This is a genomic window from Sedimentibacter saalensis (assembly GCF_007830175.1).
In the GTDB taxonomy this organism is placed as follows: Bacteria; Bacillota; Clostridia; order Tissierellales; family Sedimentibacteraceae; genus Sedimentibacter; species Sedimentibacter saalensis.
Window position 1 is genome coordinate 157,897 of sequence record NZ_VLKH01000001.1, and the last position, 12,830, is coordinate 170,726.

The following is a 12,830-nucleotide window of genomic DNA, read 5'->3' on the forward strand; positions in this document are numbered from 1 at the left end:
TATTCTTTTTGTTCCTGTATTGAAATAATAATGCTCTTATGCTAATATTATCTATACGAAAGGCAGGCACATATGGAAAAATCACCTTCTAAATACTGGATTCTGGCAGGAACTTTTTTTACTTCCCTGTCATCAATAATAATAAGATATTCAACTGCTCCGGCTTTGGTCATATCGGCCTACCGCATGCTGTTTACATGCATGATGTTATTGTTTCCTGTCATGATTAAAAGCAGGAAAGAGTTTCAGGAAATACGCAAAAAAGATTTTATTCTTTGCATTTTAAGCGGTATTTTCCTTGCCCTTCATTATGCGTCCTGGATATCTTCCATTAAAATGACCACCATTGCTAACTCAACTGTATTGGTGGCATGCAGCCCCATGTTTGTTGCTCTTGCAAACTTTTTTTTCCTTAAGGAAAAGCCTTCCGGCAGGATGGTAATTGGAATAGCAATGTCTCTGACAGGAACAGCAATCATTGCCATGGGTTCTGCAGGCAGCACTCAGACTAGCATGATGACAGGCAACATCCTTGCTTTCTTAGGAGCAATTTTTGTTGCTGGTTACTTGGTTATAGGTGGAATTGTAAGGAAAAATTTAAGCGCCGGCACATATGTGTTCATAGTGTATTCTGTCTCGGCTGTCGTTTTGTTTGCAATGTGTTTTTTAAGCAGCACTCCTGTCTACCCGTACCCTGTAAGAGAATTTGCACTGTTTTTTGCTCTGGCATTTTTCTGCTCCATACTTGGTCACACGGTGTACAATTACCTTGTCAAATATTTTTCCTCTACTCTCATATCAGTATCCACCTTGAGCGAGCCTATATTTGCAAGTATACTTGCTTTGATCATATTCAGAGAAATACCTTCAGTATACACACTGGCTGGAGGAATAATAATTATAACGGGTATTTTTTATTACATAATTACACAAAATAAAGAATCGGGAATTAATAACAATTGAGGTTTTTATGGACTACGAAATTTTAAACAGCAAACTTAACTCCGGGGCATCTGTCAAGATAGGCTCCATTCCTTATATAACGTTGATTTTATCTGTTGCATTCATTCCTGCTGCATATGTTACAGTTGCAGCAGTTTTTGTTGCCCATTGGTCAAACAAAGACATGTTCTTTATTTCAAGGGACTACGAATTCAAGATGTTAAAAGTATACATATTCATGGGCGTACTTTTTTCTCAATTTAAAGCAATATCATTTGTTTATGCAATAATTTATATTCTTTGCTTGTTTTCATACTACATGTTCTTTGAATCCATGAGTGAAGAAGAGGCTGTTAAGCTTAAGAAAATAATATATATTGTTTCAATAATTGCATTTTTCATTGGAATAATACAATATTTCAACCCCGGATTTTCAATTCCGGGAAAATGGGTGGATGCAAATCAGTTCAAATTGAACAAAAGAATTTATTCAACATTTTTTAATCCCAACATATTCGGTTTTTACATCAATCTACTAATAATTTCAGCATGCGGAAATCTTGATTTCAAAAAAATAAATTTGTCACTGGCTGTATTTTTAACGGGGATTAGTTGCTTGTTCCTTACTTTTTCAAGAACATCATGGATTTCTCTCATAGCATCCCTTTTAATTGCAAGCATATTTAATAAAAAATATCTTAAATATGCAGCAATAGTTTCGGCTGTTATGTTTGGTATGGACTATGTGTTTGGAATCGGAAGATTAAATCCATCAAGCGCTGCAAGTGACAGCTCTTTTCTTTACAGGATTGAAATATGGAAAGCATGCATTCAAATAATTAAGGATAATCCCCTTACCGGAATAGGCTTTGGGACATTGTTCAAACACATTTCTGCATATTCAACTGTTGTTAAAACAAATATAGAGCACTGCCACAACATATATATACAGTCATTAACTGAAACCGGAATTATTGGATTTGGAATTTTTTTATTTATTATATTTAAATCAGCAGCTACAATAATCAAGAACATAAAAACAGCACAAGACAATCAAATTTGGATAACAGCATTTATTATACTATCAATGGCACTCATACACGGTCTGGTGGATTCTGTGCTCCTGACCCCACAGATCTTGTTGATAATGTCCATGTACGCAGGAACTTTAAAGGCAATTAAGAATGAAGAGTTAAGAATGAAGAATTTTAAGTAAAAAATTTAAAATCCGTTGATTCAATCAACAAATCAGATTCCTTAAATCTACAAATTGTAGGGGAGGACCTCGTGTCCTCCCGCGGGCGGGCACAAGACGAGTCCACTGAAAAACTATACATTTATTCACTGTCATTCTGAGGCATAGCCGAAGAATCTCATGTTTTCAACAAAGATGAGATCCTTCACTGTCGTTCAGGATGACAGGAAAGACTTTTTCAGTGACGTCCACAAGACCCGCCCCTACGATCATTAGAAGCTGATTTCTAAGCATATAACAAAAATCCGTTCAGCTGAACGGATTTTTTCATTTAATTCTTAATTCTTAACTCTTAACTCTTAATTTTATTCCTTAACTCTTCATTCTTAATTTTAATTACTTGTTTTCTATTGCTGCCTTAATCAGGTGTTTGAACAACGGATGACTTCTTGTAGGTCTTGACTTGAATTCCGGATGGAACTGAGCTGCCACATACCACGGATGGTCTTTAAGCTCAACTATTTCAACAAGCTTGTTGTCAGGAGAAGCACCGGAAATTATGAGCCCGTTTTCTTCGCACACTTGCCTGAAGCTGTTGTTGAATTCATATCTGTGCCTGTGTCTTTCATGGATTATGTCAGCACCGTCATATGCTTCCTTTGCTTTTGTCCCTTCCACAAGCTTGCATGGATATGTTCCAAGCCTCATGGTACCGCCCTTGTTTTCAATATCCTTCTGGCTTTCCATAATGTCAATCATAGGATAATTTGTTTCAGGACTGAATTCTGTGCTGTCTGCTCCCGCGTATCCCAATACGTTTCTTGCAAATTCAACCACAGCCATTTGCATTCCAAGGCATATTCCCAAAAATGGTTTTTTGTTTTCACGTGCATACCTTGCAGCAAGAATTTTTCCTTCTATGCCTCTGTCACCAAAACCGCCCGGAACAAGAATTCCATCATGACCCTTCAATATTTCCTCATAGTTTTCCTCATTCACTATTTCAGAATGAATCCATGAAATTTCAACTTCTGCCGAGTTGTCAATTCCTGCATGCCTCAATGCCTCTGCAACTGATAAATACGCATCTCTTAATTCTACATATTTTCCCACCAGAGCTATTTTTACATTATGAACGTGGTTCTTGGACCTCTTCACCATGTCTTTCCACTCTGAAAGATCAGGCTCCTTACTGCAGCAAAGATCGAAGTGCTTGCAAACTAAATTTGCCAGGCCTTCCTTTTCCAGCAAAAGAGGGATTTCATAAAGTGAATCTGCATCTGTATTTTGAATAACATTTTGTTTGTCTACATTGCAGAACAATGCAATCTTGGATTTCAAATCTCCTGTTAATTCTTTTTCTGTCCTGCACACAAGCATGTCCGGCTGAATACCAATGCTCAAGAGTTCCTTTACGCTGTGCTGAGTTGGCTTTGTCTTAAGCTCCCCGGCCTTGCTCAAGTAAGGCAAGAGTGTCACATGTATGTACATTACATTTTCTCTTCCCACTTCATAACGCATTTGGCGTATTGCCTCCAAAAACGGAAGGCTTTCTATGTCTCCTACAGTACCGCCTATTTCCGTTATGACCACATCTACATCACTTACAGTTGATATTCGTGTAAGCATACACTTGATTTCATTTGTGATGTGAGGAATTACCTGGACAGTTCCACCGAGATAATCTCCTTTTCTTTCCTTGTTAAGTACGGACCAGTAAATTTTACCCGATGTGATGCTGCTGTACTTTGTCAAATCAACATCCACTATTCTCTCATAATGACCCAGGTCTAAATCTGTTTCTGCTCCGTCATCTGTAACATATACTTCCCCATGCTGGTATGGGCTCATGGTTCCCGGATCTACATTCAAATATGGATCAAATTTCTGCAATGTTACTCTCAGCCCTCTGGCTTTTAAAAGTCTTCCAAGCGATGCTGCTGTTATCCCCTTTCCAAGGGAAGAAACAACTCCTCCTGTGATAAAAATGTATTTTGGCATTTTCTCCTCCTATACTCCAATTTCTGCTTAATAAATTAATTAAATTAGTATTGCAAACTGACAAAAATAAAAACAGAGACCAAAAAAGGGGTTTTTTTTTTAGTCTCTGCTATATTTTAATTATTAATTTCGCACATCACATAAATCATTAATCTAAAACAAATAAATCAGATATTTACTAAACAATTTTATATTAAAAGAATAAAAAGGTCAATGTTTTTTTAAAATTTTTTATTTTTATTGTATGTAAGTTGTACTAACTGAAAATTAAGCGGCATATACATTTATAAAAGAATACTGAAATACTGTAAACTAAAGGAGGATTTAATATTGTTTAAATTATTCAGCGATACTTTTAATATTAATGAAGTCATCGATTCAAGCTCCAATGAAGTATTATTAGAGAACGAATTTACCGTTGCCGATAACCTGCCTGATATAGAAAAAATAATATCAACAGAGGGAAAAATTAAAATAACCAATGCAACGGTTAACAATGGAACGGTTACGGTAAACGGAGAATTGGTGTACAACATCATATACCGCTCACCTGATGAAGAAGTAACAGCATGTTCCATGTCAGACAAGGTTCCGTTTTCAGCAGAATTTGCAGTACCCGGCGGTACAGACCTCATGAATGTACAAGTAAACGCATACATCGATTACATTGATGCCGAACCCATCACAGAAAGAAATTACATGGTTAAGTCAGTAATAATATTGGAAACAGATGTAATAAGCAAGCATCCGGTGGACTTTGTTTCAAACCTTGAGTCAGACGGAAGCTTTCAAGCAAAGACCAAAAACATCAGGTACACAGACGTTATAAACGAAATTTCCGAGGAAGCAAGCATTGATGATGCAGTTGAACTCAACAAGAACTCCGATGAAATTGCAAGAATATTGAAGGTAGAATCAGATGCATACATAACAAACGTTGAAACAATGGACGAAAAAATGCTGGTTGAAGGAATCTGCAAAGTTGGTTTCCTCTATGCAGAAGACAACAGCTTAAATTCCACTGGATACATTTCTGAGGAATTTCCGTTCACCCACTACCTGGAAGTGAAAAATTCCAATGACCATATGCTCAAGGACATAAATATTGTTTTAAATGAAATGACATATGCAGCAGCAGAAAATTATGACAATGAAAAAAGGATGATTGAGTTCAACCTTCCTTTCACCATCAATGCAACATTGTATGATACTGTTGAAAAAAACATAATAACTGACTGTTATTCAACTGAATCACTTCTTGATCTTACGTCTGCAAAGGTAAACTTAAGTTCATTGAAGGATATTACAAACAAGACACTCAAATATGAAAATAACCTTGATGTTGTTTCAGGAACAGTAAAAGACATTTACACAGTTGATATAAGTCCAAAAGTTTCTGAAAAAAGAATGTATGATGACAAATATGTAGTTGATGGATTTTTGGATGTAAACATTCTTTATTTGAACTCTGACATCAACAAAATCGACAAGGCCTACGGTTCAATGCCATTTACAGCATCGGTTGACCTCAATGAAGGGGAAGCACAAAGCATTATAGACTCCACAGTAAAAATCAGCAAGTGCGGAGCTTACAGAAAAGGAAGCAATTCCGTAATAGTAAACTGCGACATCAACGTTGGAATGAAATTAAAAGACAATGAAGAAATAGAGATTATCAGCAACATTGTTGAAACAGGGGCAGTTGATCACAGCAAAATGCCAAGTTTGCTTTTCAGAGTTGTTCAACCCGGTGAAACAGTGTGGGAAATAGCCAAAAATTACAATCTTTCAATCAATTATCTCAAGGAACTAAACGACATCCCTGCAGACAATGCACTGACACCGGGAACAAAGATTATAATTGCAAGAAAAGTTTAGAGAATTAAAAATTAAGAGTTAAGAGTTAAGAATTAAACGAAAAAATCCGTTCAGCCGAACGGATTTTGTTTATATGACGAATATTCGGCTTTCATTGACCGTAGGGGCGGGTTACTGCCCGCCCGTGTTATTAATTCAATAATTTCGTTATCTCCGGGAGGACACGAGGTCCTCCCCTACATTATTGAAAAAGGTTATTTCTGAATGTTGCCGAACTTCGTGTACTGTCCTATCCAGGCAAGCTCCACTGTTCCAACCGGGCCGTTTCTTTGCTTTGTAATGATTACGTCTGTGATGCCTTTCTTCTCGGATTCTTCCTTCAAATAATATTCATCTCTGTAAAGCATCATTACAACATCGGCGTCCTGCTCTATGGCTCCTGACTCTCTCAAGTCAGACATTATAGGCCTGTGGTCGTTTCTGAGTTCAGGTGCACGGGAAAGCTGCGACAAAGCAATTACCGGGCAGTTAAGTTCTCTGGCCATTGCCTTCAGTCCTCTTGAAATATTTGAAATTTCCTGCTGCCTGTTGTCTCCGCTTCTTCCTCCGTCAGTCATGAGCTGGAGGTAGTCCACTATTACCATGTCAAGTCCCGACTCTATTTTAAGTCTTCTGCACTTTGACATTACTTCAAACAATGAAACAGAAGCCGTGTCGTCTATGAACACATTGTAGTTTGAAATAGTGCTCATAACTGAAATCAGCCTGCTCCAGTCATCATCATCAAGATTGCCTGACCTGAGTTTTGTGCTCTCAACCATTGATTCCATGCTTATGATTCTCTGTACATATTGTTCTTTGGACATTTCAAGACTGAACAATGCAACAGAAGCACCGGATTTTACGGCGTTCATGGCAATGTTAAGCGCCAGGGCTGTCTTTCCCATGGAAGGTCTGGCGGCCAGTAAAATCAAATCAGACCTTTGAAGACCAGATGTCATTCTGTCCAGATCGTCATAGCCTGTTGTGATTCCTGTGAGGCTTCCCTTGTTCATGGCTCTTTCTTCAAGCTGGTTGAAGACATTCATGAGAACATCCTTGATCTGGGAAAATGAATTGACACCACGATTTTGAGATATGGAAAAAATTCTTGACTCTGCTAGTTCAATTATTTTTTGTACGTCGTCACTTTCCTTGAATCCCTTTTCAATTATTTCACTTGAAGCGCTTATGAGTTTTCTTAGAGTAGATTTTTCCTTAATGATGTTGCAATACGCTTCCACGTTTTTTGAAGTTATTATATTTTCGGTAAGTCTCGCCAGGTACTCAAAACCGCCCACATATTCAATTTTTCCTCTTTTTTTCAATTCTTCAGTTACAGTCAGCGCATCCACAGGAATGTTCTGTGAGTGCACCTGCTTTATGCTGTCAAAAATTTCTCTGTTTGCTTCAAAATAAAAATCTTCATTGTTAAGCAAGTCCACAGTTTTTTCAACAGCAACGTGATCTATGAGCGCAGCACCAAGCACAGTCTGTTCTGCTTCTGAATTGTGAGGCGGAATTTTTCCTAAATTCATTAAATCTGACATGTCAACCCTCTTATTTTTCTGTAACAATTACCTTTACCTTGGCATTAACTGTAGGATGTAGTCTTACTTTAACAAAATATTCGCCCACAGATTTAATAGTGTCATCAAGTTCAAGTTTTTTCTTGTCAAACACAAAGCCATGATCTTTTTCCAGAATTTCGGCAAGTTCTTTAGTTGTTATTGAGCCGAATAGCTTTCCGTTTTCGCCTGTCTTTGTTTTTATGACAATAGTAATCTGCATTAGTTTTTCTTCAAGTTGTTTTGCTTCTTCAAGAATTTCTTTTTCTTTTGCTTCCTTTTGTTTTTTTGCATTTTCAAGATTCTTTAAATTTACATCATTTGCTTCTATGGCTAAATTTTTAGGAAAAAGGAAGTTTCTTGCATATCCGTCTTTGGCATTTATAATTGTTCCTTTTTTTCCTACATTCTTAACATCTTCCAACAATATTACTTTCATTTGTCTTTACTCTCCTTTTTATAATTGGTTATAGCTTCGTAGAGCTTTGTTTTGGCCTCTTCCATATCCTGTGTCTGTACCTGTGCACCGGCCATGTTCAGGTGTCCTCCACCTCCAAGAGATTCCATTATTACCTGCACGTTCACATTACCTTGAGAACGTCCGCTTATGTTGATGTAATCTTTATTTCTCACAAGCACGAAGCTCAATTTGACATCCTTTATGGTCAGAAGTTCATCTGCGCTTTGAGCAGCTATTACATTTGAGTCTTCCGACAGTTCGTCTATATATGATACCGCAACATCACCAAACAATATTTCAGATCTTTCGATTATTTCTGTCTTTTTCTTCATGGAGTCAAGGCTTTCATTGAAAAGCTGCTTGACATCAGCAGTGTCTGCACCGTTTCTTCTCAGGAAGGACGCTGCTTCAAATGTTCTCACTCCTGTCTTGAATGTGAAAGAATTAGTGTCCACAACAATTCCTGCAAGAAGAGCATCTGCTTCAAACTTTGTTAGCTTTATGTGGTCATCCATGTACTGCACTATTTCCGAAACAAGCTCACAAGTGGAGGAAGCGTATGGCTCAATGTAATCCAGCAGAGTATTTTCAATGTATTCTTCACTTCTTCTGTGATGGTCTATCAGAACAATTTTGTCAATTTTACCGAGCAGCTCAGGAGCTTCAGTATAGCTTCTCCTGTGAGTGTCAAGAACAACAACAAGAGTGTTTTGATCAATCATGTTCATGGCAGCTTCAGTTGTTATTAAAGCCTCCTTGTAGTGGCTTTCCTCATGCTTCATTCTTTCATGCATGTTTTTCAAGGCATAGTTTACTTTGTTCAATACAATATTAGCCTTTTTGCCCCTGCTTCTTGCTATGCTGTAAAGTCCTATGGAAGCACCAAGACTGTCCATGTCTCCGACCCTGTGCCCCATTATCAGCACATTGGAGCTTTGGTCTATTATCTGCCTCAAAGCGTAGGAAATAATCCTGGCCTTTACCTTTGTTCTCTTTTCCACTGCCTTGCTTGTTCCGCCGTAAAACTTAACAGAATTTATTCTCTTGACAACTGCCTGATCTCCGCCTCTTCCAAGAGCCACATCAAGTGCCCCCTTGGCATAATCTATAAGCTGCGTCAGATTCTTGGCAAGAGCTCCTGCTCCTATGCTTAAGGTGAAGTTGAAGTCTCCGCTTCCCTTAAGATTTTTTACATCGTCAAGCATTGGGAATTTCTTGGCTTCAAGAGTGTCAAGAAATTTGTTTTCTATCATCATGAGAAACTTGGATGTGTCATATTTAAGGACATAACCGTTCATTTCCGAAGCATATCTGTTGAGAATCTTTTCAACCTCTGCAGTCATTGCGGATTTTTCGCCCTTGTCAAGTTTTTCTGATATTTCATCATAATTATCAATTTGTACAAGTACAGCTATAGGTCTTTCATCGTTGTACCTTGACTTAAGACTTGTGTATGCGGTGTTTTCATTCCAGTAGCACACATATGACATGTCCTGACCGAACCGTCCTTCTTCAAGCTGGTAATACATGACATTGAAGCTTTTCCCGGATTTATCTATTTCTATATTATTGATTGTTCCTTCCTTGTTGCCTTCCATTGACTTCAAAGGAAAATCACTGTCATACTCTTCAATATTTTCTATGCTGTCAGCCAGTGCTCCGATAAGTTCCTTGAACTTGCTGTTGAACCAGAAAATCTTTCCTGCCGTTCCTATAATGCATATTGGCAAAGGAGAATAATAAAAAGAATTCACAGATAAGTTTTCTATGTTTTTTGTATATTCTATAATGTAATTTTTAAGTTCTTTTTCTCTGACAACTTGTTTCCTCAATGTGATAGCAGCCACTCCAAGCAAAATAAGTGCTGCAAATCCCACATAGACATACATTCCTTCTATGAGAAACACTGCTATCAAGCAGATAATCACTATAAAATATAATATGCTGTCATCCTTTAAAAACTTTGGAGTCATTTTATTATCCATGCATTACCTCCATACAAAACTTATTTTATCTTTCTCAAATCTATTGCCAAATCCACAAGTCCGACAATGGCCAGCATCTGAGCAAATCCTCCGCTCATTAATAAGACCATTGCCAGTATTATGGTTCTTAACGTCTTGTTTATGCTTGATCTCATAAGGAAAAATTTCAACACTGCAAATCCCTGGAAAAACATTGCAGCAAATACAATCATGAACAAATTCACTTGAATCAAGCTTACATTTATATTGAACAAATTAAGTACAAACGACAAAATAAGAAGTGCTGCCATGGCCGCCATAAATGTTCTCGGAAATGAAAAATAGCTCAAACCTTCATGTTGCCTTATGCTTATGGAAAAGCGCTTTGCAAATTTGCTTGCAACCAGGTAATTGATATAAGATGTCACGACAGAAGCAACAACCAGAATAGCCGGAAAAACATTTGTTATGATGAAATTCATGGTTTTGCCCATATCGTCGAAAGTTTTAATCATTTGCTCTGTACCTGCGGTGTTTGTTCCTGCAGGCATATTGGAAACCATCTCTTTCATTATGTTAATACTTTCATCGTACATTTCAGTCATCTGCTGTACAAAATTTACACCCATTACAGCATTCATCAAGAGAATAAGCACAACAAAAGAAACCATGTACGCTGCCGAGCCGTATAAAATGGTTTTGTTTGCATCTTCATCCTTACATACGCCATAAGCAAGAGCAATGGCAAGCGGTGTGTATAAAATCAGAAATATCATTCCTGTTTGAATACCTAAAAGCATTGAAACCAAAATATCAGAGGCCATCAAAGAAAGTGCTGCATACTTTAATCCCTTCCTTTTAGCCAGAATAATTGCAGGAGTAGGGTAAAAAAACATTACAAGCGAAAAAAAGTTTGACAGATATGCCAGGATAACAAGGATTCCCGTTATCATTGCTGATTCTGTAATACTGGATGTTTTAAAATTTCTGTTCATTATTACCTCAACTTATTTATAATTCTAATATATTATTTTACCCTAAAAACTATATAAAGTCAAAATTAATTTGAATAGGCCTAAAAGTCAATAACAGTTTATAAAAATCAGCTTTCAAGTTTTCTGTACAAAGTTGCTATGCTTATTCCAAGCTGGCGGGCTGCTTCTTTTTTTGAGTCCACTGAATCACCCAGACTTCTGATTCTGTTTGTTATGATTGATTTTTCATAAGATTTTGTAAGGTCAGACAGCTTTAAGTTTTCAGTTTCCTTTTCTTTCCCGATTTTCTTTCTAAGATTATGTGCTCCGATAATGCTGTCTTCCTCGAAAATTACAGCATATTCTATTAAATTTCTCAGTTCCCTAATATTGCCTGGGAAATTGTGTTTCATGAGAATTTTTTCTGCTTCTGGAGTAAATCCTGCAAGGTCCTTGCTGTATGCTTTAGAAAAACGATTCAGGAAAAATCTTGCAAGAATAATTACATCGTAACCCCTGTCCCTTAAGGCAGGGAGATGTATGGGTACAACATTTAACCTGTAATAAAGATCCTCTCTGAACAGATTTTTCTCTGCAAGAGAGTTTAAATTTCTGTGGGTTGCTGATATTATTCTGGGATTTACTTTAATGGGAGAATTTCCTCCAACCCTGACAATTTCCTTTTCCTCAAGAGCACGGTTTAATTTGACCTGCATGAGGAAAGGAAGATCACCTATTTCATCCAAGAAAAGGGTACCATCCTTGCATATTTCAAATTTTCCTGCCTTTCCCGAACTATTTGCTCCGGTAAAGGATCCCTTTTCATATCCGAAAAGCTCACTTTCAATTAAATTTTCAGGAATGGCTCCGCAGTTCACAGCCATGAACACGTCATCTTTTCTCCTGCTGGCTGAATGAATGGCCCTTGCAAACACTTCCTTGCCCGTACCTGTCTCACCCATAATGAGCACCGCTGCATCCATCTGAGCAACCTGAATGGCTTCCCTTCTGGCCTGAAGTATGGCTTCACTTTCACCTACAATTTCTTCAAATGTTACAAGGTCCTTTTTCCTGTTTTCTTCAAGAACAGATTCCTTCATTTTGTCAAAGTCTGAAAGCACAAAGACTATTCCTTCCTGTTCACCCTTAATCACTATGGGATTTGCATTTATTACAAATTCCATTCCCTCAAGAGTCACAGGCCCAACCTGATCATTAAAATGCAGGGATGCAAGCTTTTTATATGCCTTTTCAGTCAAAAGCTCAGTGATGTCAGGCATGGTGTTTGTTTTTACATTCAATTTTTCCTTGATGTAATTGTTGATTGTGATTATTTCCTTGTTGTTGTTAATGATGATAATTCCTTCATTTATGGAATTTATGAGCGTAATAAGCTCAGAGGATCTATACTCAAGCTTGCGTGTTATGTTTTTTTCACTGAGTATTGTGGATATGATCCTGCTTAACTGGCTTTCAAAATTCATGTAGCTCTCCTTGTTTGTAAGGAGATTTTTCTTAGCCAGCTCATCATAAGCACACATACCAAGAACACCTATAATCTCGTTGTTAAATCTCACAGGTATGCAAAATTCAACAAGCTCTCTGCAAATTTCCTTAGAAGCACAGTTGCGGCAGATCTTGTCATCCTTGGGATCCTCTATAAAATACTGCTCACCGGTTATGATGCAATTGTGAAATGCTGAAAAAAGCGGAGCCTTGTTGCCTGAAGCAAACTTTTTTCCTACTGTTGAAACAATTCGGTCAAGCTTCTCATCAACTATAATTATGTCAACATTTGTAACCGCCTTTAGAGCTTCCACTATATGCGTGAGTTCAGATCTGATGCTCATCAATACGCTCATTTAAATC

9 protein-coding genes are annotated in these 12,830 nt (G+C 37.4%); 3 read left to right on the plus strand and 6 right to left on the minus strand.

Translation table 11 applies throughout. The features are described 5' to 3' along the window. The first annotated feature begins 72 nt into the window (after positions 1-72). Together LY60_RS00715 and LY60_RS00720 are read left to right on the plus strand one after the other, a co-directional pair. A complete protein-coding gene (locus LY60_RS00715) occupies positions 73-963 on the plus strand; it encodes a DMT family transporter (protein WP_145078600.1) in 891 nt (296 codons plus the stop codon). A 7-nt stretch (positions 964-970) separates the two neighbouring features. Beyond that, complete coding sequence (locus LY60_RS00720) at positions 971-2,158, plus strand: O-antigen ligase family protein (protein ID WP_145078603.1); 1,188 nt, start codon at positions 971-973, stop codon at positions 2,156-2,158. Positions 2,159-2,533: 375 nt separating this feature from the next. Here the strand turns inward: LY60_RS00720 and LY60_RS00725 are convergent, their stop codons facing one another. Beyond that, positions 2,534-4,138, minus strand: a complete 1,605-nt coding sequence (locus LY60_RS00725; RefSeq protein ID WP_145078605.1) for a CTP synthase — start codon at positions 4,136-4,138, stop codon at positions 2,534-2,536. Positions 4,139-4,468: 330 nt separating this feature from the next. On the opposite strand from LY60_RS00725, the gene LY60_RS00730 reads away from it, so the two are divergent. Further along, positions 4,469-6,016, plus strand: coding sequence for a DUF3794 and LysM peptidoglycan-binding domain-containing protein (locus LY60_RS00730; RefSeq protein WP_145078608.1), 1,548 nt, complete (start codon positions 4,469-4,471; stop codon positions 6,014-6,016). Positions 6,017-6,210: 194 nt separating this feature from the next. On the opposite strand, the gene dnaB is transcribed toward LY60_RS00730, so the two are convergent. From dnaB to LY60_RS00755, 5 genes are all read right to left on the minus strand, one after another. Further along, positions 6,211-7,533: a replicative DNA helicase gene (gene dnaB, locus LY60_RS00735; RefSeq protein ID WP_145079744.1), complete on the minus strand. Its 1,323-nt coding sequence runs from the start codon at positions 7,531-7,533 to the stop codon at positions 6,211-6,213. Between the two features lie 22 nt (positions 7,534-7,555). After that, positions 7,556-8,002, minus strand: coding sequence for a 50S ribosomal protein L9 (gene rplI, locus LY60_RS00740; protein WP_145078611.1), 447 nt, complete (start codon positions 8,000-8,002; stop codon positions 7,556-7,558). Next, complete coding sequence (locus LY60_RS00745) at positions 7,999-10,008, minus strand: DHH family phosphoesterase (protein ID WP_145078614.1); 2,010 nt, start codon at positions 10,006-10,008, stop codon at positions 7,999-8,001. The genes rplI and LY60_RS00745 overlap by 4 nt, the downstream gene beginning before the upstream one ends. Positions 10,009-10,028: 20 nt before the next feature. Beyond that, positions 10,029-10,982 carry a DUF2232 domain-containing protein gene (locus LY60_RS00750; RefSeq protein WP_145078617.1) on the minus strand — a complete coding sequence of 318 codons (954 nt, stop codon included), beginning with the start codon at positions 10,980-10,982 and terminating at the stop codon, positions 10,029-10,031. Between the two features lie 107 nt (positions 10,983-11,089). Beyond that, the gene (locus LY60_RS00755) at positions 11,090-12,823 is read right to left on the minus strand and encodes a sigma-54 interaction domain-containing protein (protein ID WP_145078620.1); all 1,734 of its coding nucleotides are present in this window, start codon (positions 12,821-12,823) and stop codon (positions 11,090-11,092) included. Between the last annotated feature and the right edge of the window lie 7 nt (positions 12,824-12,830).

What these genes read in the sequence shown, in the direction of transcription:
- LY60_RS00715 (WP_145078600.1), top strand. Translation starts at nt 73, where the DNA reads ATGGAAAAATCACCTTCTAAATACTGGATTCTGGCAGGAACTTTTTTT.
- LY60_RS00725 (WP_145078605.1), bottom strand. Translation starts at nt 4,138, where the DNA reads ATGCCAAAATACATTTTTATCACAGGAGGAGTTGTTTCTTCCCTTGGA.
- rplI (WP_145078611.1), bottom strand. Translation starts at nt 8,002, where the DNA reads ATGAAAGTAATATTGTTGGAAGATGTTAAGAATGTAGGAAAAAAAGGA.
- dnaB (WP_145079744.1), bottom strand. Translation starts at nt 7,533, where the DNA reads ATGAATTTAGGAAAAATTCCGCCTCACAATTCAGAAGCAGAACAGACT.
- LY60_RS00750 (WP_145078617.1), bottom strand. Translation starts at nt 10,982, where the DNA reads ATGAACAGAAATTTTAAAACATCCAGTATTACAGAATCAGCAATGATA.
- LY60_RS00720 (WP_145078603.1), top strand. Translation starts at nt 971, where the DNA reads ATGGACTACGAAATTTTAAACAGCAAACTTAACTCCGGGGCATCTGTC.
- LY60_RS00745 (WP_145078614.1), bottom strand. Translation starts at nt 10,008, where the DNA reads ATGGATAATAAAATGACTCCAAAGTTTTTAAAGGATGACAGCATATTA.
- LY60_RS00755 (WP_145078620.1), bottom strand. Translation starts at nt 12,823, where the DNA reads ATGAGCGTATTGATGAGCATCAGATCTGAACTCACGCATATAGTGGAA.